Genomic DNA, 25,048 nt, shown 5'->3' on the forward strand with positions numbered 1-25,048 from the left:
CCGGCGGCCACGCTCACCGGTGCACCTTCGTGCTCATGCCGCGCCGATCGTCAGCCCGCCGCACACGTAATGGGTCTGTCCCGTGACGAAGCCGCAGCGCGGGTCGATGAAGTACGCCACCGCGTGGGCCACCTCTTCCGGCCGGCCCACGCGGCCCACCGGTATGCCTTTCATCAAGGCCTGCGTGGCGGTGTCCGAGGGATCGTTGGCCCCCGTGAACATCTCGGTGGCGATGGGGCCGGGCGCGATGGCATTGACCGTGATGCCTGCCGCGCCCAGTTCCAGCGCCCAGGTGCGCGTCATGCCGATCAGCCCCGCCTTGGTCATGCCGTACACCGAGCGCCCCGCCTTGCCCAGCGCCGCGCGCGAGGCGATGTTGACCACGCGGCCCGCGCCGCCGGCCCGCATGCCCGGCAGCAGCGCCTGCGTGAAGCGGATGGCGACCTCGACGTTCAGCCGCACGGCCTCGTACAGGTCTTCCTCGCGGATGTCCTCCAGGCGGGCCAGGGGCACCATGCCAACATTGTTCACCAGTCCGTAGAACGGCGTGGCGGAGACCTCCGTCAGGAAGCCTCCCAGCGCGGCCTTGTCGGACAGGTCCACGCTGTGGAACGTCATGCCGTCGGGCAGCGTCTGGGGCCGCGTGCGCGCCGCCCCGACCACCTCGTAGCCCTCGGCGAGCAGGCGCTCGCAGACGGCCTTGCCTATGCCCTTGCTGGCGCCCGTCACCAGTACGCGCTTGCCGTTCATGGTTCTCGTCTCCTCGTTGGGTGTTCCGGCCGGCCTCATGCTGCGGCGCGGCAACGCGCCCGGACCGGACTCATGAGGCAAGAGCGTAGTCCCAGCGGACCGTCCGTCGGTATTAGTACAAACATCTATATATATGATCTTTTAATCGGGCAGAATGTGCCGGCCTGCCCAAACAGCCGCGCGGCACCCTTTCCAAAACACACAACGCCCCGCGCCCGGCAGGCCCACAAAAGGAGACGAGCACAATGAAATCGGCATTCTTCCGGCAGTTGGCGGCCCTGGGCTGCCTGTCGGCGCTGGCCCTTCCGGCCGCCGCGCAATATCCCGGCAATCCCATTTCGCTGGTCGTGGGCTACGGCGCCGGCGGCGGCACCGACGTCTGCAACCGCGCGCTGGCCATGGATGTGGGCAAGAACCTGGGGCAGACGGTGGTCGTGGAGAACCGGCCCGGCGCGGGCTCCTCGCTGTCCGTCAACTACATCGTCCGCCAGAAGCCCGATGGCTACAGCATCGCGTCGCTGTCCACGGGCGGCCTGCTCAACCAGGTGCTGACGCCCAGCGTGAAGTACGACGTCACCACCGACCTGACACCCATCGCATTGGTGGCGCAATACCAGGTGGGCGTGCTGGTGAAGGCCGACTCGCCCTACAGGACCTTGAAGGACCTGGTCGCGGCCGCCAAGGGGCCGCGCAAGCTGAGCTACAGCACCGCCGGCGTCGGCACGCCGCAGCACCTGACCTCGGAACGCTTGGCCGAGCAGATCGGCGCCACGTGGACCCACGTGCCGTACAAGAGCGGCCCCGAGGCCATCACCGCGCTGATGCGCGGCGACGTGGACTTCATGGCACAAACCGCCGAGTGGGTGCCGTACGTGCGCGATGGACGCCTGCGCCTGCTGGCGGTGTACACCGACGAACGCATGAAGGGTTTCGATGCGCCCACGCTGAAAGAGCTGGGCTATGACCTGGTCGCGCCCAGCCTGCTGGGCATCTCGGGGCCGGCCGGGATGGACCCCGCAGTGGTTCGGCGCCTGCAGGACGCCTTCGAGCACGCCGCGCGCACGCCGGAGTTCGCCAACTGCGCCGACCAGTTCGGGCTGAAGGTGGATTTCCGCGGATCGCAGGCGTTCGGCGCCTTCCTGAAGGACACGCTGACCAGCTGGACGCCCCTGCTGAAGCAGTACGCGCAGAAGGATTGAACGGCATGAGCATCGCCCCGGGATACTTCGACGGCTGGCTGGAATGGCCGTTTCTGGATGACGGACACCGCGCGCTGGCGCGGGACCTCGAGGCCTGGTGCGGCGAGCATCTGGCGCTCGGCGATGCGTCGGATGTGGACCGGGCCTGCCGGCGGCTGGTGGCCGCGCTGGGGCAGGCGGGATGGCTGCGATACAGCGTGCCGGCGGGACCGGGCGATGCGTGGGGCGGCGCGCTGCCCGAGCTGGATTCGCGCAGCCTGTGCGTGATCCGGCAGACGCTGGCGCAGCATCACGCGCTGGCCGACTTCGCGTTCGCCATGCAGGGGCTGGGCAGCGGCGCGATCTCGCTGGGCGGCAGCGAGGAACAGAAGCGCGCCTGGCTGCCCGGCGTGGCGCGTGGCGAGACCATTCCGGCCTTCGCGTTGTCCGAGCCCGATGCCGGGTCCGACGTGGCGGCGCTGGCCTGCGAGGCCCGGCAGGACGGCGATCATTACGTGCTGAACGGCCGCAAGACCTGGATATCGAACGGCGGCATCGCGGACTTCTACTGCATGTTCGTACGCACCGACGCGCACGCCGGCGCGCGCGGCATCTCGGCGTTCATCGTGGATGCTGATACAGCGGGCCTGCACGTGGAAGAAACCATCGCCGTGATGTCGCCGCATCCGCTGGCCACGCTGCGGCTGGAGGACTGCCGGGTGCACCGTAGCCGCATGCTGGGCGAGCCGAACCAGGGCTTCAAGCTGGCCATGCGCACCCTGGACGTGTTCCGCGCCTCCGTCGCCGCGGCGGCGCTGGGCTTCGCGCGCCGGGCGTTGCAGGAGGGTCTGGCGCACGCGCGTCAGCGCAGGATGTTCGGGCAGGCGCTGGCGGACTTCCAGATCACGCAGGCGGCATTCGGGGATGCGGCGACCGAGCTGGACCAAAGCGCGCTGCTGACCTATCGCGCGGCCTGGGTGCGCGACGTACGGCAGCGCGCGCCGACCATCGAGACCGCGATGGCCAAGATGGCCGCCACCGAGGCCGCGCAGCGCGTGATCGACCGGGTGCTGCAGATGTTCGGCGGCCTGGGCGTGGTGCGCGGCAACGTGCTGGAACGCCTGTATCGCGACATCCGCGCGCTACGGATCTACGAGGGCGCGACCGAGGTGCAGAAGTTGATCGTGTGCCGGGAGCTGATGAAGGCGGCGGATTGAACGTGCGAGGCCGGCCAGGACGTTGCCGAGCGATCGTGGTTCGGCCGCGGGACGTCCCGACGGATGCATTCGTCGTACGGGCACTGGCGCCCTGTTTCCGCCGACGCGCCTTCATTCTCCGCGCAGCGCTCGCAGCAAGCCATCGACGTCCAGAAAGCCCGCCGCGACGTCGGCCGCCGGAGAGGCCAGCCTGGGCACGACCCCCAGCAGCGGCGCGCCATAGGTGCCTTCCAGCCGCTTGCGTATGGCGTCCACGTTCTCGTCCCGGAGCGCCATGTCGGGATCCACGCAGTTGGCCACCCAGCCAACCAGGCGCAGCCCGCGCGCCGCGACCGCCTCGGCGGTCAGCAATGCATGGCTGATGCAGCCCAACCGCATGCCCACCACCAGCACCACCGGCAGCGCCAGGGCACGCGCCAGGTCGGCCGTGTCGTGCGTGTCGGACAGCGGCACGCAGAATCCCCCCACGCCTTCGACCACCACCACGTCGGCGTCGCGCACGGCCCGCGCATGGCAATCCAGGATGGTGCCCAGGTCCATCGTCACGCCTTCCTGCTCGGCGACGATGTGCGGCGCGGCCGGCGCGCGCAGCAGATAGGGCGTACGCACGGCGGGCGGCAGCGGCGCGTTGGCGGCGGCGTCCAGCAGGTCCGCGTCTTCGTTGTGCCAGATGCCGTCGCGCAGGAACGCGCCCGCGGCCACCGGCTTCATGGCGGCGGCACGCAGGCCGCGCGCGGCGAAACCGCGCAGCAGCGCGCACGAGATCAAGGTCTTGCCGATCTCGGTGTCGGTGCCGGTGACGAACAGGGACAAGGGGGTGCTGGTCATGCGGGCTCCTCGGTGTCATGGGCGGCGACATTGGCCGCATCGGCCGCGCTGCGTCCCGAAGCACGCCCCGCATCCTCGGCATTTCCCATCGCGCCGGGCACATCCGCCGCAGCCCGCCCCAACGCTGCCTCCAATCGCTCCAGATCCTCCAACGCATGCCCCGCCGACAAGGAGATCCGCAACCGCGACGTCCCTGCTGGCACCGTGGGCGGCCGTATCGCCGGGACCCACAGGCCTTCGCGCTCCAGCGCGGCCGCGCAGGCCAGCGCGGCGTCGTTCGAGCCGATCACCAGCGGCTGCACCGCCGTACGCGAATCGACCGGTTGCCACGGCGTGGCGCGCAACATGGCGCGCGTCCGCTCGATCAGCACGGCGAGGTGCGCGCGGCGCGCATCCCCCTCTGGCCCGCCGATCAGGCGCAGGCTGGCCGACACCGCATGCGCGGCGGCCGGCGCCGATGCCGTCGTGAAGATGTAGGGCCGCGCGCGCTGCACCAGCCATTCCACCACCGTCTCGTGCGCGGCGACGAACGCCCCCGACACGCCGGCCGCCTTGCCCAGCGTACCCACCATGACCAGGTGCGGCGAACGCAGGCCCGCCTGCGCCAGCGCGCCGCGTCCCTGAGGCCCCAGCACGCCGAAGCCGTGCGCGTCGTCGGCCACCAGCCACGCGCCGTATTGCTCGGCCAGCGCCAGCAGGCGCGCCAGCGGCGCCACGTCGCCGTCCATGCTGAACACCGTGTCGGTCATGATCAGCCTTGTGCGCGCTGGCGATGCGGCCAGCAAGGCCTCCAGCGCCTGCGTGTCGGCGTGCGGATAGACGTGCACCGCCGCGCGCGACAGGCGCGCGCCGTCGATCAGCGAAGCATGGTTCAGCGCGTCGGAGAAGATGGCCGCGTCGCGCCCGGCCAGCGCCGTCACGATGGCCAGGTTGGCCATGTAGCCGGTGCTGAAGTAAAGCGCCCGCGGCGCCGCGCAGAAGCCGCCCGCGAACTCGGCCAGGTCGTCTTCCAGCTGCGCATGCGCCCGCGAATGGCCCCCCAGCAGATGCGAGCCGCCGCTGCCCGCGCCATGGCGGCGCGCGCCCTCCGCCATGGCCTCGACCAGCAGCGGATGCGCGGCCAGGCCCAGGTAGTCGTTGCTGGCGAAGCCGATGATCTCGCGGCCGTCGACAGTCATGTGCGCCGCGCAGGCCGTCTGCGCCTCGCGCCGGCGGCGCCGCAGGCCGGCCGCGTCCAGGTCTCGCAGCCCTTGTTCCAGGTCGTCCAGCAGGTGCATCACGACGCCTCCGCCAACGTGGCCAGCAAGGTGTCGCGCGTGCGCCCGGCCAGCCAGTCCAGCTCGCCGTCGTCCAGCACGTACGGCGGCATCAGGTACACCGTCGTGCCGATCGGCCGCAGCAGCAGCTCGCGCGCCAGTGCGTTGCGGAAATAGCGGCGCGCGAAGCTCGCGGCCTGGGCGGGATCGGCCATCTCCACGTCGAACGCGAAAATAGTGCCGCACCGCCGCAGATCCCGCACCTGCGCGTGCCCGGCCAGCGGCTGCAGGGCGTCGCGCAGGCGCGCCGACTTGCGGGCATTGGCGGCCAGCACGCCTTCGGCGTCGAAGATGTCCAGCGTGGCCAGGGCCGCGCGGCAGGCCAGCGGGTTGCCGGTGTAGGAATGCGAATGCAGGAATGCGCGCGCGGTGTCGTCCGCGTAGAAGGCCTGGTAGATCTCGTCGCGGCACAGCACGATGGACAGCGGCAGGTAGCCGCCGCTGATGCCCTTGGACAGGCACAGGAAATCCGGCCACACGCCGGCCTGCTCGCAGGCGAAGAACGTGCCGGTGCGGCCGCAACCCACGGCGATCTCGTCGGCGATCAGGTGCACCTCGTACTGGTCGCACAAGGCGCGCAGGCCCGCGACGTAGGCAGGATCGTGCATGGCCATGCCCGCGGCGCATTGCACCAGCGGCTCGACGATCAGCGCGGCGATCCGGTCGGCGCGCGCCTCGAACAGGGCCCGCACGTTGTCCAGCGCGCGGGCGGCTGCCTCGGCCGCGCTTTCCCCTGGCCCTGCCTGCCGCGCATCCGGCGAGGCCGCCACGTGCGCCGCGCGGATCAGCGGGTCGTAGGCGTCCTTGAACAACGCCACGTCGGTCACGCCCAGCGCGCCGATGGTCTCGCCGTGATAGCCGTTGGCCACGCAGACGAACTCGCGCTTGCCGTCGCGGCCGCGGTTGCGCCAGCTGTGGAAACTCATCTTCAGGGCGATCTCCACCGCCGACGCGCCGTCCGAGGCGAAGAAGGCATGGCCCAGCGTGTGCCCCGTCAGCGCACCCAGGCGTTCGGCCAGCTCGACCGCCGGCTCGTGCGTGCAGCCGGCCAGCATGGCGTGCTCCAGCGTATCGAGCTGCGCCTTCAGCGCCGCGTTGATGCGCGGATTGGCATGGCCGAACAGATTGACCCACCACGAACTGATGGCGTCCAGATAGCGCCGGCCGTCGCGGTCATACAGCCACGGCCCCGCGCCGCGCGAAACCGGCACCAGCGGAAAGGTCTCGTGGTGCTTCATCTGGGTGCACGGGTGCCAGACGGCGCGCAGGCTGCGGGCCACCCAATCGTCGGTTGCTGCGGGGGAATTCAAGGGGACTCCAATGAACGGCCAACACCTGTCCAGGCGCCGTTCCTGAAAAAACAGAGGCCCGATATTAGCCCTGCGCGCGCCCGGTTGTCCGGCGATACGCACGCTTACAGGCCCTGTCATGCCGACCCGATACACTGCGACATCCTCCAGCTTTCAAAAGGCTTAAACATGGCGGGAAGCAGTTTTTTCGCGCTGTTCGACGACATCGCATTGCTGCTGGATGACGTCGCGGCGATGAGCAAGATCGCGCTCAAGAAATCGGCGGGCGTGCTGGGCGACGACCTGGCGCTCAACGCGCAGCAGGTCACCGGCGTACCCGTCAATCGCGAACTGCCCGTGGTGTGGGCGGTCGCCAAGGGCTCGCTGATCAACAAGGTCATCCTGGTCCCGGCCGCGCTGCTGATCAGCGCGTTCGCGCCCTGGCTGGTCACGCCCCTGCTGATGCTGGGCGGCGCGTTCCTGTGCTACGAAGGCTTCGAGAAGATCCTGCACAAATTCCTGCATGCCAAGGACGACGGGCATGCCGCGCGGGTGCAGGCCCTGCAGGACCCCAACGTCGACATCGTGGCCTTCGAGAAAAGCAAGGTGAAGGGCGCCGTGCGCACCGACTTCATCCTGTCGGCGGAGATCATCGCGATCGCGCTGGGCGCCGTGGCGGGGGCGACGCTCGCGACCCAGGCCCTGGTGCTGTCCGGCGTCGCGCTGCTGGTCACGGTCGGTGTCTATGGGCTAGTGGCCGGGATCGTGCGGCTGGACGACTGGGGCCTTGCCCTCAGCCGGCGCACGTCGGCCGTCGGAAAGGCCATTGGCCGCGGCATCGTCGCCGCCGCGCCCTATCTGATGAAGACCCTGTCCATCGTCGGCACCGCCGCGATGTTCATGGTGGGCGGATCGATACTGGTGCACGGCCTGCCCATGCTCGCCCACGCGGTAGAGGGCGCCGTGGCGGCCAGCGGACCGAGCGGGCTGGTGCAGGGCCTGGTGAACACCTTGCTGGGCGCCGTCGTCGGCATCGTGGCGGGCGGGGTCATCGTGGGCGTGGTGACCGCCATCCGGAAAATGCTCGGCAAAGGCGCCTGAACCTAGCGGGCGGCCTGCGCGCGCGACGCGACGCTACGCCCTGCCCGCGTACTGCTCGCCGCCATCCAGGTCGATCACCGTCGCGCTGAGATACCCCGCGCGCGGCGAGCAGCCGAACACCACCAGGTCGGCCACCTCGGCAGGCTCCATCAGGCGGTTGAACGGCAGGCCGGCCAGCGTTTCCTGCCAGCGTTCGGGATCGCCCCAGCGCGCCTGCGCCCGCTGCCGTGCCAAGGCCAGCACGCGGTCGGTGCGCGTGCGCGACGGATTGACGCCAAACACGCGCACGCCATGGCGCGGCCCCTCGGCGCCCAATGCGCGCGTGAAGCCGGCCAGCGCCGCGTTGGCCGCCGCGCCGCAGATGTAGTCGGGCCGCGGCGCCGAGCCCGCCATGCCGATGATGTTGGCGATGACGCCGCCGCCCGCCTGGCGCATGTCGGGGTAGTACAGGCGCGCCAGGTTGATGTAGCCGTAGACCTTCAGCTCCCATCCGGCGCGCCAGCGCGCGTCGTCCACCTGGGCCAGCGTGCCGCCGGGCACGGCCCCGGCATTGTTGACCAGGATGTCGACCGCCCCCACGCGCTGGGCCAGGCGCGCCGCGGCATCGGGCTCCGATAGATCGCAGGCCTGCACCTCGGCCTGCACGCCCGTCTGTTGCGCCACCAGCGCGGCGGCCTCGGCCAGCGCCTGCGCGTCGCGCGCCACCAGCACCGGCCGCGCTCCCTCGCGCGCGAACGACAGCGCGCAGGCCAGACCGATGCCCTTGGACGCGCCGGTGACCAGCACGCGCTTGCCGTTCAATTGCAGATCCATCCGTGCCGTCCTTGCCTCTTCCATAGGCCATGCGTTGAAGGCTACGACCCGGACCAGGAGGCCCGGACCGTTCATGGCCATGGCGCGGGCCGAAGCCCTATGCCCTAGGCCGCTTGCGCCATCGGCGCCGGATGCTGCGACTTGAACCAGTCCGCGATCTGCCCGCCCCGCATGAAGCACACCTTGGGATGCGCCATCAGCAGGTCGAGCATCTGCTCCAGGTAGCCGAAGCGGTGCGGCACGCCCATCAGGTGCGGATGCAGGCCCAGCGCCAGCACGCGCGGCGACTGCTCGGCCTCGCGGTCGAACAGCTCCAGTGTGCGCTCCAGGCGCAGCAGGAACTCGGGCGAGGACTGGCGCTCGACGGCGTAGATCACCGAATCGTTCAGCTCCAGGTTGTACGGCATCTGGATCAGCGCGCCCTGCTTCACGCGCATCCAGTTGGGCAGGTCGTCGATCACCCAGTCGCAGACGTACTCGACGCCCGCCGCGGCCAGGATGTCGGGCGTGTCGTCGGTTTCGCGCAGCCCCGGGCTGAGCCAGCCGCGCGGGCGCTGGCCGGTGAAGCCGCGCAGCTTCTCCAGGCAGCTTTCGATCAGTTCCTGCTCGCCGCCGCCATGGTTCAGCGACTGCTGATGCATGCCGTGGCCGATGAACTCCCAGCCCGCCTTCAGCATGGCGTCGGCGGCGCGCGGGTAAGCGTCGATCACGCTGGCGTTGCAACTGGTCGAGGCCGGCAGGCCGCGCCCCGAGATGGCCTGCAGCATGCGCGACAGGCCCGCGCGCATGCCGTAGTCGGCCCAGCTGAAGTTGGGCACGTCGGGCACGGTGTCCTTGCCGTGCGGCGGCGTGATGATGGTGCGCGGCATGGACTGGTCGAAGCGCCAGTTCTCGACGTTGACGACCAGGTGCACCATGATCGACCCTTGCGCCGGCGGCACGCAGGGCGGACGGTCTTCGGGAAACGCGTGGGGAATGCGGGGATTTGCCATGTCGTTGCCTGGAGGGAGTCGGGCGGCTCAGTGCCGCATCTGTTTGAGGATTTCGCGCTTGAGGTCGTTGAACACGTCGCCCGTGATCAGTTCGAGCGAACGCGGCCGCTCGATCGGCACGGGGATGCGGGTGGCGATGCGCCCCGGCCGCGCCGACATCACGTAGATGGTGTCGGCCAGCAGGATGGCCTCGTCGATGTCGTGCGTGACGAACACCACCGTCTTGCGCAGCGTCTGCCACACCGACAGCAGCAGCTCCTGCATGGTCAGGCGCGTCTGCGCGTCCAGCGCGCCGAACGGCTCGTCCATCAGCAGCACCTGCGAGCCCAGCGTCAGCACGCGCGCGATGCCCACGCGCTGCCGCATGCCGCCCGACAGCTGCACCGGCAGGTGCCGCGTGAAGGCCGACAGGCCCGTGATCTCCAGCATCTCCTGCGCGCGGGGCGTGTATTCGCTCTTGGGCTGGCCGGCCAGCTTGGGGCCGAACACCACGTTTTCCCAGACGTTCAGCCAGGGAAACAGCGCGGCCTCCTGGAACACCACGCCGCGCTCGGGCCCGGGCCGCGTCACCGCCGCGCCGCCGACCCGCAGCTCGCCCTGCGTCGGCGATTCGAAGCCGGCGATCAGGTTCAGCAGGGTCGACTTGCCGCAGCCCGACGGGCCCAGCAGCGCGATGAACTCGCCCTCGTGCACCCGCAGGTCGATCTGGTCCAGCGCATGCACCGGCGTGACGCCGGGATAGGTCTTGCTCAGTTGGGTAACCGAAATATCCGCCATGACGTCCTCAATGATTCTGCAGCATGCGCCACGCCAGCACGCGGTGCTCGATCGCCACGATCAGGCGGTCGCTGATGTAGCCCATCAGGCCGATGGACACCATGTCGGCCAGCACGATGTCCATGCGGCCCACGTAATACGCGTCCCACAGCACGTAGCCCAGCCCCGACTTCACCGCCACCATCTCGGACACGATCACCGCCGTCCACGAGATGCCCAGGCCGATGCGCAGGCCCGTGAAGATCGACGGCATGGCCGCCGGCAGCACCACCCGGCGCAGCATCTGGCCGGGCCGCGCGCCCATCATGCTGGCCGCGCGCACCAGGTTGCGATCCACGTCCCGCGCGCCCTGCGTGGTGTTGACCACGATGGCGTAGAAGCCGCCCAGGAAGATCAGGAAGATCGATCCCATGTCGCGGATGCCGAACAGCGCGATGGAGAACGGCAGCCAGGCCGTGATGGGAATCGGCCGCAGGCCCTGGATCAACGGATCCATCATCTGCGACACCAGCTTGCTCCAGCCGATGGCCAGCCCCAGCGGGATGCCCAGCAGCATGGCCAGCGCGAAGCCCTGCAGCACGCGCAGCGAGGAATATTGCACGTTGCCCAGCCACGTGCCCTGGTAGGGATTGAGGCCCATGCCGGGATTGCCGAAGATCCAGGCATACCAGGCGCGCGCCACCTGTGCCGGGGTCGGCACCACGCCGGCCATGGCGTCGCTCTGCCCCACCCACTGCCACACCACCAGGATCAGCGCGGGCACCACCAGCCCCAGCAGCGCCCGTCCCAGCTTGCGCGAGGCAGGCGCGCGCGTGCCCGGCGCACCTGCCGCGGCGGCCGCATTCGGGGCGGCCGGCCATTTCCGTTTCAATGTCGAAGAACTCACCTGCATCTCCTTGTGCGCCGGGCGGCCTTCCCGTGAAGACGCGCCCGCCTGCGCGGCTGGCCTACATCACTTCCTTCGCCAGCGACGGATCCCAGACCTTGTCGATCTGCCCGCTGACGTCCTTCGGGATCACCCCCAGTTCGTTGAAGGTCTTGGCCTGGCGGCGCAGTTGGTCCAGGTCGAGCACGCCGCCCAGCTTGATCAGCTTGGCCGACTCGCGCGTCACCTCGATCGGCAGGCCGGTGTACTTGGCATAGGCCTGCGCGAACGCTTCCGGATCCTTCGCCAGCTTCTCCTCGGCGCTCTTGTAGGCCCACAGGAAGCAGCGCACCGCGTCGCGCTTGTTCTGCAGCGCGTCGCGCGTGGCGGCCAGCAGGCCCAGCTCGGCGCCGACCGCCTTGGACTGGCTGTATTCCAGGCTCTTCGCGAAGTACGCCGTGCCCTCGGTCACCAGCTGCGACTCGAAGGGCTCCCACAGCGCCACCGCGTCCACGTCGCCGCGCTGCAGCGCCTGCACGAAGGCCGTGCCGCCACCCTGGATGTTGACCGCGGTGAAGCTGTTGTAGGGCACGCCCTTCTCGGCCATGGTGGCCGCCCACTGGAACCACACCGCCGAGCCCGGCGCGATGCCGATGCGCTTGCCGGCCACGTCCTTCCAGTCGTCGATCTTCACGCCCTTGCGCGTGACCAGGTACTTGGGCGAGGACGCCACGCCCGTCAGGCCCACCAGGCGCTCGCTGCCCTGCGCCAGCGCGATCGCCAGGTCCGCCGGACCGATGCCGGACACGTCGACCGAGCCCGACAGCAGCGCGGTGCGCGCGTCGGCATAGCGCACGAACTCCACCGGCTTGACCTCGACGTTGCAGGCCTTCAGCGGCTCGGCCACCGCCAGCATGGGCGACAGGTGGCCCACCTTGACGAAGCCGATGGTGAGGGTCTGCGTCTGTGCGGCCGGCTTGGGCGCCGGTCCCACGGCGGCGCACAGCGCCGCATAGCTGAAAAGCGCGGCCGCCACGGCCGTGCGGTAAAGCGTCTTCATGTATTTTCCCCTGATGGATAGACTGCTTGACCCGGCCGGTTGCCACTGCGCGGCCGTCGAACTCGCGGAAACGGTACGCGCCGCGCGCTTACTGTCCCGTGAAAACCGGTGGCCGCTTCTCGCGGAAGGCCGCCTGGCCCTCCTGGTAGTCGCGGCTGCGAAAACATGCCTGCACGGCGTCGTCGACCTGCTGCGCGGCGGGCGCTTCGTTGCCGCCCAGCACGTGGCGCATGGCCAGGCGCGCCGCGCGCAGCGTCAGCGGCGCGTTGCCCGCCACGGCCTGCACGCGCGCCAGCGCCTGCGCCGCGAAGTCGGTGTCGGCGAACACTTCGTGCGCCAGCCCGATGCGGGCCGCCTCCGCCCCATCGAACGTGCGCGCCGTCAGGAACAGATCGGCCGCGCGCGCCGCGCCCAGCACGTCGCACATGCGCTTGACGCCCTCGCGCCCGTAGCCCAGGCCCAGCCGCGCGGCCGGCATGCGAAAGCGCGCGCTGGCGTTGCAATAGCGCAGGTCGCAGGCCAGCGCCAGGCCCATGCCGCCGCCCATGCAGACGCCCTGGATCAGCGCCAGCGTGGGCACCGGGCTGCGCGTCAGTGCGCCCTGCGCGCCGGCCACCGCGCGGTCGTAGCGCGCCGTCTGCTCGGGATCGTTGCGGCGTTCGCCGAATTCGGAGATGTCGGCGCCGGACACGAAGGCGCGCTCGCCCTCGCCCTGCAGCACGATGGCGCGCAGTGCCGGACGTTGCGCCGCCTGCTCGAGCAGGCGGCCCAGCGTGTCCCACATCGACAGCGACATGGCGTTGAAGCGCGCGGGATTGACGAAACGGATGCGCAGCACGCCGCCGTCCAGTTCGTCGGCGGCCACGTGGCCAGGGGGAAGCGTGACATTGGTCATGGCGGACAGGCTCCTGATTGGGTTCAGACCACGCCGTCCTGGCGCAGCCCGGCGATGGCGTCGTCGTCGTAGCCCGCCTCGCGCAGCACTTCGTCGGTATGCTCGCCCCAGCCGGGCGCGGTGCGCGCGATGTCGGCGGGAGTACGTTCCAGCGTCACCGGCTGGGTGATCAGCGTACGCGAACCGCCCTGCCAGGCGGCACATTCCTTGGCCACCCCCAGATGGCGGATCTGCGCGTCCTCGAACATCTGCGGCACGTCGTAGACCGGCCCGGCCGGCACGCCGGCCGCGTTCAGCGCGTCGACCCAATGCGCCACGTCCCGATGCAGGAAGACCTCCTGGATCTCGCGGTTCAGCCGCTGGCGGTTGCGCACGCGCAGCTTCTCGGTCTCGAACTCCGGATCGGCCAGCCAGTCCGGCCGCTGCAGCACCTGGCAGAAGCGCTTCCAGTTGCCCTCGCCCGACGCGCCCAGGTTGAACGTGCCGTCGCTGGCGCGGAACAGCCCCATCGGGCTGCTGGTGGGATGGTCGTTGCCTTCCTGGCGCGGCACGTCGCCCTCGTTCAGGTAGCGGGCCGCCTGGAAGTCCATCATGGCGATCTGCGCATGCAGCAGCGAGGCGTGCACCCACTGGCCCTCGCCCGAGGTCTCGCGTTCCAGCAGCGCCGTCAGGATGCCCAGCGCCGCATACAGGCCGGTGCTGGAATCGGCCACCGCCAGCCCGGCGCGCACCGGCCCCTGGCCCGGCAGTCCGGTGACCGACATCAGGCCGCCCATGCCCTGCACGATCTGGTCGAAGCCCGGCCGCGCGGCATAGGGTCCCGTCTGCCCGAAGCCCGAGATGCTGGCCAGGATGATGCGCGGATTGATCGCGCGCAGCGACGCATAGTCCACGCCCAGCCGCGCCTTGACGTCGGGCCGCCAGTTCTCCACCACCACGTCCGCGCTGGCCACCAGCCGCCGCAGCACCTGCAGGCCCTGCGGCTTCTTCAGATTCAGCGTCAGCGAACGCTTGTTGCGGTTCAGGTTCTGGAAGTCGCCGCTCCAGCGGTCCGCCGCGAACATGGCCTCGTTGGGATCGATGCCGGGCGGAGGCTCGACGCGGATCACGTCGGCGCCGAAATCGGCCAGCATGCGCACGCAGGTCGGGCCGGCGCGCACGCGCGACAGATCCAGGACACGGAAACGCTGCAAGGCCTTGGAAGCATGCAATTCAGGCATGGTGTGGCTCAGTCTCGGTATCGGTATCGGTTGAAAGGAAGGGCTCTGGGCGGCAGAACCCGCGGCCGTCGAAGCGCCGCGATTCAGCCTGCTGCGCGAACGCCAGCAACAGCGCTTCGCCGCCCGGCCTGGCGATGGCCTGCACGCAGACGGGCCGGCCGTCCGCGCCGTAGGCCACCGGAAACACCACGGCCGGCAGGCCCAGGTAGTTGACGAAGGACATCCAGCTGAACAGTTCCAGCAGGCGCCGCGGGCGAAAGGTGGAAGATGTGGTCGTGACCTCGGCCGCGTCGGGCACGCCGGCCGGCAGCGCGGGGGTCAGCAGCAGGTCGGCGTCGGCCAGGATCTCGGCGATGAAGCGCCGCGTGTGCGCGGCGCGCGCCTGCAGGGCGTCGAGGTACCACGGCGCCGGCAGCACCGCGCCGGGCAGCGCGATGCCGCGCACCAATGCGCCCAGCGCCGGGCCCTGCCCGCGCAAGGCGGCGGCGTGGGTGGCCGCGGCTTCGGCGTGCAGCAGGATCTGCGCGGCGCGCATCCAGTGCGGGAGGGCGTCAAGCGCGACGTCGCGCCGCGATCCGCGTACGGAGCACTCTTCGGCGAACAGGTCCAGCACGGTCTGCGTGGAGGCGTCGGTGGCGGAAGCGGCGGGGTCGGCGTGCGTCCAGCAAGTGGCCAGGCGCCAGGCGCCTTGGGCCGGGGTGGCGCTGTGGATATTGTGGAAGTCGTTGTGGATGCCGTGGGGATCGTCGTGGGTGCCATGCGAGTCGCGATTGTCTGCCGCGCCGCTGCCCGGACCGGCGGCCCGCAACGCCGCCCAGATCCGCATCGCGTCGTCCGCGCCGCGCGCCAGGACGCCCACGCAGTCCAGCGACGGCGCCAACGGCGCCCCGCCGTCGACCGGCACGGCGCCGTGCGTGGGCTTGAGCCCCAGCACCCCGCAGGTCGCGGCAGGAATGCGCACCGACCCCGCCGTATCCGTGCCCAGCGAGCCGTAGCACAGCCCCGCCGCCACCGCGACGCCCGACCCGCTGGACGAACCGCCCACGACGGCGCGCGGATCGAGCGGATTGATCGGGGTGGGATGGCGCGGATTCTCGGCCGTGGCGCCGCAGGCATGCTCGGCCATGGCCAGCGCGGCCAATGCCCGTCCGCCAGCGTCGGTCAGCCGGCTGACGGCCGACGACGGGGCCTCTGGCGCCCGCGCCCAAGGCTGCGCGGCGCCGCATTCAGGAATGCGCCCGGGTAACCGGAAGATGTCCTTGTGGGCCAGGCCAACGCCGGCCAACGGCAATGCGAGGTCGGGCGCGATCTCGTCGGGCAGGCGCTGCGTCACGCAATGCCAGCGGTCGGCAGCCAGCGCACGCGCCTGCATCGCCAGGGCCTTCGCCACCGTCAGGTCGCCACCATTCAGCAGGGCACGCAGCGCCGCGATGCTGGACGGCAGACCGGCCGGCGTGGTCGCAGTCATGGCGCCTTTCCTGCGCCGCGGCCCACGGGCCCGGCCGCAACATCAGACGAGACAGAGACATCGGCAGCCCCCACGGATCCGAACACCGACACGCCAGCCGGCCCGGTCGACGGATCCCCCGTGGCTGACCGGGTTTGCGAACGCGGCGCGACGCCCGCAGGCGCCAGGCGCACCAGCGCCCGCGCGGCGGCGGCAGCTTCGACCGGCGTGGCGGCGATGCCCGCCAAGGCCAGCAGCTGCTGCACGGCCTCGGCGCGGGCCGCCGACTCGCCGCCATAGGCGGACTGAGTTTGCATACCGACATACCCCTTGATGTATTATTTTGACTGCTATAAATATATTTATAGATCGAGAGATAATTTCGCGCAACTCCTTTTTTATCCAGCCATGAAAGTCAGCGAACGCATCCGCCAGTCCATCGAGAGCGACATCCGCAACGGCGCCCTGCTGCCGGGCGATCCGATCGACGAACAGAAGCTCGCCACCGACTACCAGGTGTCGCGCACCCCCGTGCGCGAGGCGCTGCTGCAGCTCAAGGTGCAGGGCATTCTGGACAGCCAGCCGCGCAGCGGCATGGTGGTGGCGCGCATGGACGTGCAGCAGTTGCTGGCCATCTGGGAACTGATGGCCGAAATGGAAGGCGTCTGCGCCCGCATGGCCTGCGAACGCATGACCCAGGCCGAGCGCCAGGAACTGGCCCGCATCCACCGCGACGCCGCGCCCGTGGCCGACACCGACGACGGCCAGGCCTGGCGCGACGCCAACCATTCCTTCCACGAGTTGCTGTACCAGGGCTGCCGCAACCCGTACCTGCGGCAGGAGCTGTTGCGGCTGCGCGCACGCACGGGCGCCTATCTGCAGCACGCGTTCAGCGCGGTGGGACGCGTGCGCTCGTCGTACGAGCAGCATGGCGAACTGGTGCAGGCCATCCTGGACAACGATCCCGAACGGGCGCACCAGATGATGATGCGGCACATCAGCCTGGCGCAGGGCGCCAAGGGCTTGGCGGATTTCCTGATCAATCTGCCGAAGTCGATGGTGAAGGTGTAGCGCGCCCTGTCGCCGCCAAACACACCAGCAACGTACATGAGCGGCACGATTCCAGCTCGAACCCGGCTTTCGAGCGCAATGACCGAGGAGCACAGATGAGCGCAGGTGAACGGCTACCCGGCACGCCGCAGCCCATGCACTACTGGGAGGGCGCGGATGGCGTGCGCCTGGCGGGCGATTCCTGGGGCAATCCCGATGGACCGCTGGTGCTGCTGCAGCACGGCGGCGGGCAGACCCGCCATGCCTGGAAGCGCACTGGCCAGACCCTGGGCGCGGCCGGCTACCATGCCGTGGCATTCGATGCGCGCGGCCATGGCGACTCCGACTGGGCGCCCGACGGCGCCTATAGCCAGGACCTGATGGTGCGCGACCTGCAATGCGTGGTCGCCGCGCTGGGCAATCGCCGTCCTGTCCTGATCGGCGCGTCCATGGGCGGCGGCACCAGCCTGGTGGCGGCCGGCGAACGCCAGGTCGACGCCACCGCCCTGGTGCTGGTCGACATCGCCCCGCGCATCGAGCCCGAGGGCATCGACAAAATCCAGGCATTCATGTCGTTGAAGCCGGAGGGTTTCGATACGCTGGAAGAGGTGGCCGACGCCATCGCCAGCTACCAGCCGCACCGCCAGCGCCCCGGCAATCTGCAAGGCCTGGCGAAGAACGTGCGCCTGGCCGCCAACGGCAAATACCGATGGCACTGGGATCCGCGCATCCGCGACCCGAAGCGCGACCTGGCGCGCCGCCAGGCCCGGCTGGAGGCCTGCGCGCGCGCATTGGCGGTGCCCGTCCTGCTGGTGCGCGGAAGCCTGTCCGACGTGCTGACCGAGGACGGCGTGCGCGAATTCCAGCAGCTCGTGCCCACCAGCGAATACGTCAGCGTGGGCTCGGCCGGCCACATGGTGGCGGGCGACCGCAATGATACCTTCGGCAAGGCGGCGGTGGAATTCCTGATGCGCGTCGTTCCCGCCGGGGATCGGCTGCCGGATGCGCAGCGGCAGGAGATGCTGACGAAAATGGAAAGCGACGATCTCAACGACGTGCCTTGAGTCGTCGCCATGCTAGACAGGCCGTATCAACCCCTTCAAAGCACGCGCAAATGAAGAGTGGCCATCCCAACGTCACTACCGCAATCAAGCAAGCGGCCCCCGCTGCTCGTCAGCGCCGATAAACCACCATACGGAACTCATCGGATGCAACGCCTTGCAGGGCCCAGTCCTTGTAAGCCTTTGCGCCCTCAAGGTAATCCGGCAACCGTGCCGTGAGGCCCTCCCAAGCTGACGCGCTCTCCGTCACTGTCAAAGCGGCACCGCCTTTCAGTGCGATGACCAGCATGAGGGTACTGCCGACCATCTGCTCAGCTCGCGTCGCAACGATTTCGGTAATGTCTTGCCAAGCGACGCGCCGCTCCCCTTCCTCATCCCTGACTAGCAAGCCGGAATCGTCGACAACGATATCGACCGACGCTCTTCGCGATGGCAGGCGACTGATAAGCCACGCATTTATCCGGTTCAAGACCATCTGATCAGCTGCTCCATTGGTTGTTAATTCCATTGGATGGAAGCCAACCGCCACACTTCGGCGGCCGCCACTTTGCTTGCATCGTGGCTGATCCAACCCGCGAACAATCCGCCAATAATGCCTCCAAGCACAATGGCTCCGCCTTCCGTGATTTCTCCAATCACAGGGATCACCAGGGTCGGGGCAGCCCAAGTACCAGCCCATGCGGCGCCGGCAGCTGCACCAGCCCACATGCCGCCTGTTCCGCCCGCCAAGCCGCCCACTGCGCCACTGATTTCTTCGGTCGCCACGCGTGCCCTCTCATTTGGCGGCGCCTTTTCAATGACCACGCCAACAGCGATGATCTCCAATAGCACCCCCGCCGGCCCTGCCGTTCGGCCAATGAAGGCAATCCGGTTCGTCACAGCTCGCGTCTTGCCGACACTTAACAAGACTGCTTCGATCGTTCCCTTCTTTTGAAGCAGGCCCTCCATGGAGGGTAGCGCGGATGCGGGCTTCAGCGCCTCGGAGTAAAGCTTGCCAAATGGACTTAAAGGTTTGCGCATCTCCAAGACCAGCGCATTGCGCTGCACCTCGACCAATTGGCGAGCTTCCTCGTAGGTAACATTCCCGCGCCTAAGGAGATCGTTCGCCTGCCGCTGAATGACGGCGTTTGCCTTGTCATATAGGTATCTGCAGTATCCATCCCAGCTCATATTAGCCGCTACAGGGAACGGGATATTTACAGTTTCAGAAACCTGGGACGCGTAGCTGTATCGGGAAGGCGTTTTTTCGTTATCTGACATGTTCCACTCGGATTAGCGCGGGATAGGAGATGCCGGCAACACCTTCGCTGGCCGCCCCAATTACATGGATAGGTTAAAAATCTTAAACGCACTACCCTTAAAACTAGCCTAGAGGCTCTGGGATCAGGTTTCAAAAAGAGACGACGATTTAATTCGCTACGAACCGGCTTTTTGAAATGTCTAAATAACAGAAGCTGAAATAGCCGGCCCTGCTGGAACAGGCATTTTCAAGACCGTTACCCACTTGGAGAAATCAATTCCTTGCTGGGTATTTGATTGGTAATCAGAGCAGCGAATCTTTCGCAATGGTCTGCTGCAGCACGCCGGCAACACGCTTTGCTTGCCTGTAGGCCAAAAAGCAAAAGGGTCAGCTGAAGAAATCAGCTAACCCTTTGATGGATATGGTCGGGGCGGCGGGATTCGAACTCGCGACCCTCTGCTCCCAAAGCAGATGCGCTACCAGGCTGCGCTACGCCCCGACGGATTGTCAGTGGGCAACCCCACCGGCAACGGGCATCGATTGTACTCCACCCCGCACACCTGTCCCGTCCACGTGCGTCATCGACCTCACGCATACCGTGCCGATGGTGATCGGGCACATCACTTGCAGCCCAGGCATGCAGCGCCGTCCTGCCCATCCGCCACCCGGAGGCCGTACCATGTCACTCACCGCTTTCGCCCTGAACTGCACCCTCAAGCCCTCGCCCGCCCCGTCCTCCTGCGACCTGCTCCTCTGCCAGGTCGCCGCAGCCTTCGACAAACACGCCATCCCCACCGAAATCCTGCGCGCCGTGGACCACGACATCAAACCCGGCGTCCTGTCGGACCAAGGCGAAGGCGACGAGTGGCCCGAGATCCGCCGCAAGATCCTGGCCGCCGACATCTTCATCCTGGGCACGCCCATCTGGCTGGGCCACCCCAGCAGCATCTGCCAGCGCGTGCTGGAGCGCCTGGATGCCTTCCTCGGCGAAACCGACGACGCCGGCCGCATGATTTCGTACGACCGCTTGGCCGCCGTCGTGGTGGTGGGCAACGAGGACGGCGCGCATCACGTCAGTTCGCAGCTGTTCCAGGGCCTGAACGACGTGGGCTTCACCCTGCCCGCCAGCGCTGTCACCTACTGGGTCGGCGAAGCCATGCAGGGGACGAATTACAACGATCTGGGCAAGACCCCGGAGAAGATCGCCAAGGCCACGGAAACGCTGGCGGCCAACTGCGCGCACCTGGCGACGCTGCTGCAGACCGGACCGTATCCCGCGCCTTGAGCGCACATGGAAACTTACAGTTCGATGCCCCGGTACGACACTGACTCCAGCGCCGCGCAATGTTGAATACAATGGCGGGCTAAACCGACCAAGCAGGCTATACGCAATAACATGGGATTCGAACAACTCGCCGCGCTACGCGACATGCTGGCCAAGCAAGCGGCCGACGAACGGCAGCAGCAGGGCAAGCAGCAACCGCGCCCCAACAAGGGCGGCGGCAAGCCGGGCGACAGGCAAGGTGCCAAGGCGCAGGACGCGCAGCCGGGCGCCAAGCCCGCCGGCAAGGGCGGCGGCGATCGCCCCCACCGAGGCAACCCCAATCGCCAGGGCGAAGGCCGTTCCGGCAAGCCGGGCGAGGGCCGCGGTCCGCGTCCCCAGGCTGACGGCCGTGGTCCGCGTCCGCAAGGCGAAGGCCGCGGCGGCAATCGTCCGCAGCAGCAACGTCGCGAACGTCCCGAAGAGCCGCCGCGCGATCCGCTGCTGGTGGCTATCGGCCGCCTGCAGAAGCACTTCCCCAAGGCCTTCCCGAAGCGCCCCGATCCGCGCGTGCCGCTGAAGCTGGGCATCATCGAGGATCTGTACGCGCACTCGGCCAAGCTCAATCTCAGCGAAGACGAGATCAAGCAGGCCGTGGCCACGTGGTGTTCGGCGCAGCGTTACTGGGCCTGCCTGGTGAAGGAAGCGGCCCGCCTGGACCTGAACGGCGAGCCCAGCGGCACGGTGACCCCGGCCGAGGCCGCGCACGCCAGCTTCCTGGCGCGCAAGCAGCGCAAGCAGAAGGCGCAAGAGGAAAAGGCGGCCGCGGCTCAGAAGGCTGCCGCGACGGCGGAATCAGGTGTGGCCGATGCGGCGACGCAAGCGGCGGATGCGGGAAATGAAGGCGACGCCGTAACGCAAGCTGCGGATACCGGCAATGAAGCCGACGCCGCGACGCAGGATGCTGCTGTCGTGTCGGAAGCGACCGACGGCGATACGTCCAGGCAAGACGCGCCCGCACAGGAGGGTGCAGTTGCGGACACCGCCGACGTCTCGGCAAATGACACCGAAGCCAGCCCGTCCACCGACGCCACGCAGACCGACGGCAGCGACGCGCGGCCGGCTTCGGACGCAGCAAGCGAGACCTCCGCCGAACAGCCCGCCGACGATACCGAGCAACGTAAACAGTCCTGATCAGCGAGGCGCGACAGGCTGGCCAGCCCATCGCGTCGACGCTCTCGAGAAGCCCTTCGGCCCCCGATCGCGATACCGCGACCGGGGGCCGAGTGTTTTCGAGGAGCACGATCTGGCCAGGCAGACAGCGCGTATCAGCGGCTTGGCAGGCAGCCGCCCCTGGCCCTACGGCCGGTATCGCTGTAGATGACAGGCAGGAAGGCCGGATCGCGGCATTCGACCGCGCCCCGCCGGGAACCCGCCTGGCAGGTCAGTCCAGCCTCAATGCGCCAACCGATACGGCCGACGGCGCGCGCCGCTGAACACCGGCTGCAGTTGAAGCTGCTGCGCGGCGCGGCGGGCACGGGCGCCCGACAGCGACTGCACGATATGCGGCTGCCGCGATGCATGCCGAGCGGCATGCCGCGAGGTGCGGGTATGCTCGACGACGCCGGCCGGCCGGGGGAGGTCGCTCATGTCCGCATCGATGCGGGCCATGTGGAACAGCAACCCCACACAGGACAGCAGCCCCGCCGCGATCAGCAGCCAACCCGCGAATCCCAGCGCCGGTACCAGCACCAGTGGACCAACCAGGCCGGTCAATGGGGCCAACAGGGCGAAGGTCACGAGGGACCGTCTGCGGGCATTATGCAGCGCGTACCAGGCGGTACGGCCCGCTTCGTCAGACACCATGCTGGAACGATCGAACATCGTAGCAATCATCATTCAGCTCCTCCTGCCGATTGATGGGCACGCACTGACAGCTTGCGCTTGGAACCTGCTGCCAGGACGCCGGACGGCGCCGTGGCTTGTCTCTATGTTTTCGATTTAATTATCTAGTTGTCATAACAAATACTCCTTTCCCGGCGGCAGTGCAAGTTTGCACGGACCGGGATTTATCCCTATGGCGTGCGAAAACCACGGACGGGAGAGGAGATTTGCGGCGATCGAAACGCCCGAGATCAGGCCATGATCGGGCCGGGGTCATGCCAAATCACATCAGATCGAAGCCTACCCGCGTTCACGGCTTGGCCAGCCAGTCGCGCTCGCTGGACCAGGCAGCCACGCCGTCGAACAAGGCTGGCTGATCCTCGAACGGCTGGGTGGCGACGGAACGCACGTGGCACTGGAGCATGGCGGGATGGCTGCAATTGAGCAGGTATTGTTCGCCGCCCGCCAGGGTCGGAACCTTGAACATCAGGTCGTTGCCGGTCTCGAGCCAGGCATGGCCCAACGCGCGGGTGGCGGGCAGATCGGTGCGCCAGTTGCGCGGCGGGGCGCACACGTGCATGCCGGCGTCGCCGGGCACCTGCACTTCCAGCAGCCGGTACTGTCGCGGCAGCTTGCGGGGATGCTCCGCCTCGACCAGGGCCAGGCGGGCGCAGATGGCCGCCAGCGGGGTGGGATCCAGCAGCACGACAGGCGCGCCGGCGGGCAGCCAGCGCCCGCCCGGATAGAAGCCGCCGCTCAACATGCCGCTATTGCTCAGGCGCCACAGCTGCATCACGGACCGTTCCCTTCTTCGATGTTCAACAGCCAGCGCTCGATGTGGCCGGCATGGCGGGCTGAGCCGACCAGGCCCACCGGCACCGCGCCGTACAGCTGCGCCTTGGGCGAGGACAGCCAGTCGTGCGCCAGCGCCTGGTCGCCGAACACCAGTTCGGCCAGCCAGACCAGCCGCAGCAGGCGATACAGCGCAATGGCCTCGTTGGGCCGCAGCGCCTGCGCGTCGCGGGCCTCGTCCAGCACGCCGATGGAAGGCACCAGCGCGCGCCATTCCCGTTGCTGCGGAATCGCTTCGCGCAGCACCGGAAAGAGCTTCACGCCCAGCGTGGCGCTGCGCGTGGCGCGGCTATGGCCGACCAGTTTGCGCAGGCGCGCGTTGAGCACGTCGCGCACGTTGCGATACGACGATTGGACGGCGACGCCGGCTTTACTTGGCGCCGTCGACAGCGCTCTGGAGCGCCTTGCCGTCGATACTGACCGTTCCTGCATTCAGCAGTCCCTCCAGATAGGCACGCGCGGCGTCCTGCTGGCGCTGCGCGCGCATGGTGTCGCGCAGTTGCACCTGCACCTCGGTCAGCGGCACCTGGCGCGTCTCGCGCAGGTCGACCAGCTTGACGATGTGCAAACCCGCGGGCAGCTGCACCATTTCGCTGACCTCGCCCTTCTTCAGCCGCTGGACCGTATTGCGCAACTCCGGCACCACCTGCTGCAGCGGGATGAAGCCCGTGTCTCCGCCGCGTGCGGCGCTTTCCTTGTCCTGCGAACTTTCCTGGGCCAGCTGGGCGAAGTCGGCCTGCGGCGCACGCGCGCGTTTGATGAGATCGGCGGCCTTCTTGCGCGCCGCGGCCACGGCGTCGGCGTCGTTGGCCGGCGCGGCCAGGAAGATCTGGCTCAGGCGATAGGCCGCGGGCTGGACGAAGCGCGCCTTGTTCTGCTCGTAGGCCTGCTGCAGCTCGGCTTCGGACGGATAGCTGTCCGGCGGCTGGCTGACCGAATCCAGGTACGAACGGAACACGATCTGCTCTTGCGCGGCCTGGATGGCGCGCTGGATCTCGGGCTTGTCGGCCCAGTTCTGCGCGCGCGCCTGGCTCAGCAGGGCCTTCTCGGCCAGGCTGCTGCGCACGACCTGCTCCAGCGCGGCGCGATTGGCGGTCAGTTGCTGGCGTTGCGCCGGAGGCAGCGAGCGCAGCAGCTGCTCGATGTGCTCTTGAGAGACCGACACTGCGCCCAGGGTGGCCACGGCGGGCGAGCTGCTGGCGGGCGCGGCCGCCGCGGCCGGCTTGGCCGCCTGGGCGGCAGAGGCCGTCTCGGCGGGCTTCTGGGCCTGCTCGGCATTGCCCTTGTCGCCACAACCGCACAGCACCAGCGCCAGGCCGAATGCGCTCATCCAGCGCATGCGCAGCGCCACGTGATCCGAGTTCTTCATCTCATTCATCCCATTCAACGAAGCCATGCGGCGGAACATCCGGCCGCATGGCGGCACATCTTAGTCCTTGCCACCGGCCGTGTCGGCATCGGCCGTCGCGGGCTCGGCGGGCGCCTGCTCGGCGGCCGGCTCGCCCTGCGCCGCCTGGGTGGCGTACTGGCGCAGGAACAGCAGGAAATCCTGCAGCAGGCGGTCCCACAGCTCGGTGGTGGCGCGCAGGTGGTTCTCGGACACGCCGCCGGCGGCGATGACGTCCATTTCCAGCACCAGGAAGATGCCCTGCTGGGCCAGGCGCGCGAAGCGCTTGCCGACGTTCCATGCCTGGACCAGTCCTTGCGGCAGGTCGCCCTGCACGCGCAGGGCGCAGCTCAGCGTGTAGTCGACGAATTCGCCTTCGGTGGCCGAAGGATTGCCGAAGCGCACGGCGAAGCCGATGCCCTGCGTGGCGCTCAGCAGTTGCACCATGCCGTTCTGCTCGGTGCGGGTGACCCGATACCCCATGCTTTGCAGGATGTCTTGCAGCCTGGCTGCGCTCAGGGATTGGATCGAGGTGATATCCGTCATGTGAGAGTCTCGTAGCGAC

General features: G+C 68.6%; 27 protein-coding genes and 1 tRNA gene. 7 read left to right on the forward strand and 21 right to left on the reverse strand.

Translation table 11 applies throughout. From position 1 onward, the window contains the following. Positions 1 to 33: 33 nt before the first annotated feature. Complete coding sequence (locus FS845_RS17900) at positions 34 to 750, reverse strand: SDR family NAD(P)-dependent oxidoreductase (RefSeq protein WP_144637782.1); 717 nt, start codon at positions 748 to 750, stop codon at positions 34 to 36. Positions 751 to 995: 245 nt separating this feature from the next. On the opposite strand from FS845_RS17900, the gene FS845_RS17905 reads away from it, so the two are divergent. Both FS845_RS17905 and FS845_RS17910 read left to right on the forward strand, forming a co-directional pair. Further along, positions 996 to 1,949, forward strand: a complete 954-nt coding sequence (locus FS845_RS17905) for a tripartite tricarboxylate transporter substrate binding protein (RefSeq protein ID WP_144637784.1) — start codon at positions 996 to 998, stop codon at positions 1,947 to 1,949. A 5-nt stretch (positions 1,950 to 1,954) separates the two neighbouring features. Further along, positions 1,955 to 3,145, forward strand: a complete 1,191-nt coding sequence (locus tag FS845_RS17910) for an acyl-CoA dehydrogenase family protein (RefSeq protein ID WP_144637786.1) — start codon at positions 1,955 to 1,957, stop codon at positions 3,143 to 3,145. Positions 3,146 to 3,256: 111 nt separating this feature from the next. On the opposite strand, the gene bioD is transcribed toward FS845_RS17910, so the two are convergent. Genes bioD through bioA form a run of 3 tightly spaced genes read right to left on the reverse strand, consistent with a single transcriptional unit; the run spans position 3,257 to position 6,599 of the window. Beyond that, the gene (gene bioD, locus FS845_RS17915; RefSeq protein WP_144637788.1) at positions 3,257 to 3,973 is read right to left on the reverse strand and encodes a dethiobiotin synthase; all 717 of its coding nucleotides are present in this window, start codon (positions 3,971 to 3,973) and stop codon (positions 3,257 to 3,259) included. Then, on the reverse strand, positions 3,970 to 5,250 hold the full coding sequence (gene bioF / locus FS845_RS17920; protein WP_144638055.1) for an 8-amino-7-oxononanoate synthase: 1,281 nt from the start codon (positions 5,248 to 5,250) through the stop codon (positions 3,970 to 3,972). The genes bioD and bioF overlap by 4 nt, the downstream gene beginning before the upstream one ends. Beyond that, positions 5,250 to 6,599 carry an adenosylmethionine--8-amino-7-oxononanoate transaminase gene (gene bioA, locus FS845_RS17925; protein ID WP_260986332.1) on the reverse strand — a complete coding sequence of 450 codons (1,350 nt, stop codon included), beginning with the start codon at positions 6,597 to 6,599 and terminating at the stop codon, positions 5,250 to 5,252. The genes bioF and bioA overlap by 1 nt, the downstream gene beginning before the upstream one ends. A 168-nt stretch (positions 6,600 to 6,767) precedes the next feature. Here bioA and FS845_RS17930 point away from each other — a divergent pair, with 168 nt between their 5' ends. After that, the gene (locus tag FS845_RS17930) at positions 6,768 to 7,679 is read left to right on the forward strand and encodes a DUF808 domain-containing protein (RefSeq protein WP_144637792.1); all 912 of its coding nucleotides are present in this window, start codon (positions 6,768 to 6,770) and stop codon (positions 7,677 to 7,679) included. A gap of 33 nt (positions 7,680 to 7,712) precedes the next feature. On the opposite strand, the gene FS845_RS17935 is transcribed toward FS845_RS17930, so the two are convergent. The 9 genes from FS845_RS17935 to FS845_RS17975 form a co-directional block, all read right to left on the reverse strand. Next, positions 7,713 to 8,492: an SDR family oxidoreductase gene (locus FS845_RS17935; protein ID WP_144637794.1), complete on the reverse strand. Its 780-nt coding sequence runs from the start codon at positions 8,490 to 8,492 to the stop codon at positions 7,713 to 7,715. A 104-nt stretch (positions 8,493 to 8,596) separates the two neighbouring features. Continuing rightward, positions 8,597 to 9,484: a polysaccharide deacetylase family protein gene (locus tag FS845_RS17940; RefSeq protein WP_144637796.1), complete on the reverse strand. Its 888-nt coding sequence runs from the start codon at positions 9,482 to 9,484 to the stop codon at positions 8,597 to 8,599. Positions 9,485 to 9,511: 27 nt separating this feature from the next. Further along, the gene (locus FS845_RS17945; RefSeq protein ID WP_144637798.1) at positions 9,512 to 10,261 is read right to left on the reverse strand and encodes an ABC transporter ATP-binding protein; all 750 of its coding nucleotides are present in this window, start codon (positions 10,259 to 10,261) and stop codon (positions 9,512 to 9,514) included. 7 nt (positions 10,262 to 10,268) lie between these two features. Next, the gene (locus FS845_RS17950; protein WP_144637800.1) at positions 10,269 to 11,147 is read right to left on the reverse strand and encodes an ABC transporter permease; all 879 of its coding nucleotides are present in this window, start codon (positions 11,145 to 11,147) and stop codon (positions 10,269 to 10,271) included. A 61-nt stretch (positions 11,148 to 11,208) separates the two neighbouring features. Beyond that, positions 11,209 to 12,186, reverse strand: a complete 978-nt coding sequence (locus FS845_RS17955; protein WP_144637802.1) for an ABC transporter substrate-binding protein — start codon at positions 12,184 to 12,186, stop codon at positions 11,209 to 11,211. Positions 12,187 to 12,274: 88 nt separating this feature from the next. After that, positions 12,275 to 13,081 carry an enoyl-CoA hydratase gene (locus tag FS845_RS17960; RefSeq protein WP_144637804.1) on the reverse strand — a complete coding sequence of 269 codons (807 nt, stop codon included), beginning with the start codon at positions 13,079 to 13,081 and terminating at the stop codon, positions 12,275 to 12,277. A gap of 23 nt (positions 13,082 to 13,104) precedes the next feature. Continuing rightward, a complete protein-coding gene (locus FS845_RS17965; RefSeq protein ID WP_144637806.1) occupies positions 13,105 to 14,301 on the reverse strand; it encodes a CaiB/BaiF CoA transferase family protein in 1,197 nt (398 codons plus the stop codon). After that, positions 14,294 to 15,769 carry an amidase family protein gene (locus FS845_RS17970; protein ID WP_144637808.1) on the reverse strand — a complete coding sequence of 492 codons (1,476 nt, stop codon included), beginning with the start codon at positions 15,767 to 15,769 and terminating at the stop codon, positions 14,294 to 14,296. Before FS845_RS17970 ends, FS845_RS17965 begins: the two co-directional genes overlap by 8 nt. Continuing rightward, on the reverse strand, positions 15,766 to 16,065 hold the full coding sequence (locus tag FS845_RS17975; RefSeq protein WP_144637810.1) for a hypothetical protein: 300 nt from the start codon (positions 16,063 to 16,065) through the stop codon (positions 15,766 to 15,768). Before FS845_RS17975 ends, FS845_RS17970 begins: the two co-directional genes overlap by 4 nt. A gap of 91 nt (positions 16,066 to 16,156) precedes the next feature. Here FS845_RS17975 and FS845_RS17980 point away from each other — a divergent pair, with 91 nt between their 5' ends. Both FS845_RS17980 and FS845_RS17985 read left to right on the forward strand, forming a co-directional pair. Continuing rightward, positions 16,157 to 16,819, forward strand: a complete 663-nt coding sequence (locus tag FS845_RS17980) for a GntR family transcriptional regulator (protein WP_144637812.1) — start codon at positions 16,157 to 16,159, stop codon at positions 16,817 to 16,819. Between the two features lie 95 nt (positions 16,820 to 16,914). Next, positions 16,915 to 17,862, forward strand: coding sequence for an alpha/beta fold hydrolase (locus FS845_RS17985; RefSeq protein ID WP_144637814.1), 948 nt, complete (start codon positions 16,915 to 16,917; stop codon positions 17,860 to 17,862). 109 nt (positions 17,863 to 17,971) lie between these two features. Here the strand turns inward: FS845_RS17985 and FS845_RS17990 are convergent, their stop codons facing one another. The 3 genes from FS845_RS17990 to FS845_RS18000 form a co-directional block, all read right to left on the reverse strand. Continuing rightward, positions 17,972 to 18,367 (reverse strand): hypothetical protein, encoded by a 396-nt coding sequence (locus FS845_RS17990; RefSeq protein WP_144637816.1) that lies wholly within the window; start codon positions 18,365 to 18,367, stop codon positions 17,972 to 17,974. Continuing rightward, positions 18,358 to 19,119 carry a hypothetical protein gene (locus FS845_RS17995; RefSeq protein ID WP_144637818.1) on the reverse strand — a complete coding sequence of 254 codons (762 nt, stop codon included), beginning with the start codon at positions 19,117 to 19,119 and terminating at the stop codon, positions 18,358 to 18,360. The genes FS845_RS17990 and FS845_RS17995 overlap by 10 nt, the downstream gene beginning before the upstream one ends. 402 nt (positions 19,120 to 19,521) lie before the next feature. Continuing rightward, a tRNA-Pro gene (locus FS845_RS18000) sits at positions 19,522 to 19,598 on the reverse strand. Positions 19,599 to 19,778: 180 nt separating this feature from the next. On the opposite strand from FS845_RS18000, the gene FS845_RS18005 reads away from it, so the two are divergent. Then, positions 19,779 to 20,384 (forward strand): flavodoxin family protein, encoded by a 606-nt coding sequence (locus FS845_RS18005; protein ID WP_144637820.1) that lies wholly within the window; start codon positions 19,779 to 19,781, stop codon positions 20,382 to 20,384. Between the two features lie 111 nt (positions 20,385 to 20,495). Beyond that, on the forward strand, positions 20,496 to 21,554 hold the full coding sequence (locus FS845_RS18010; RefSeq protein ID WP_260986334.1) for a ProQ/FinO family protein: 1,059 nt from the start codon (positions 20,496 to 20,498) through the stop codon (positions 21,552 to 21,554). Positions 21,555 to 21,815: 261 nt separating this feature from the next. On the opposite strand, the gene FS845_RS18015 is transcribed toward FS845_RS18010, so the two are convergent. The 5 genes from FS845_RS18015 to FS845_RS18035 all read right to left on the reverse strand — a co-directional run bounded on the left by FS845_RS18015 (position 21,816) and on the right by FS845_RS18035 (position 25,029). Then, positions 21,816 to 22,259: an intracellular growth attenuator family protein gene (locus FS845_RS18015; protein WP_144637822.1), complete on the reverse strand. Its 444-nt coding sequence runs from the start codon at positions 22,257 to 22,259 to the stop codon at positions 21,816 to 21,818. Positions 22,260 to 22,554: 295 nt separating this feature from the next. Beyond that, positions 22,555 to 23,040: an RES family NAD+ phosphorylase gene (locus FS845_RS18020; RefSeq protein WP_144637824.1), complete on the reverse strand. Its 486-nt coding sequence runs from the start codon at positions 23,038 to 23,040 to the stop codon at positions 22,555 to 22,557. Continuing rightward, positions 23,037 to 23,432 (reverse strand): MbcA/ParS/Xre antitoxin family protein, encoded by a 396-nt coding sequence (locus FS845_RS18025; RefSeq protein ID WP_260986335.1) that lies wholly within the window; start codon positions 23,430 to 23,432, stop codon positions 23,037 to 23,039. The genes FS845_RS18020 and FS845_RS18025 overlap by 4 nt, the downstream gene beginning before the upstream one ends. A 34-nt stretch (positions 23,433 to 23,466) precedes the next feature. Beyond that, positions 23,467 to 24,465, reverse strand: a complete 999-nt coding sequence (locus tag FS845_RS18030) for a peptidylprolyl isomerase (RefSeq protein ID WP_144637828.1) — start codon at positions 24,463 to 24,465, stop codon at positions 23,467 to 23,469. Between the two features lie 60 nt (positions 24,466 to 24,525). Continuing rightward, positions 24,526 to 25,029, reverse strand: coding sequence for a YbjN domain-containing protein (locus tag FS845_RS18035; RefSeq protein WP_144637830.1), 504 nt, complete (start codon positions 25,027 to 25,029; stop codon positions 24,526 to 24,528). Positions 25,030 to 25,048: the final 19 nt, after the last annotated feature.

This window comes from Bordetella genomosp. 13, assembly GCF_007679965.1.
In the GTDB taxonomy this organism is placed as follows: Bacteria; Pseudomonadota; Gammaproteobacteria; order Burkholderiales; family Burkholderiaceae_B; genus Bordetella.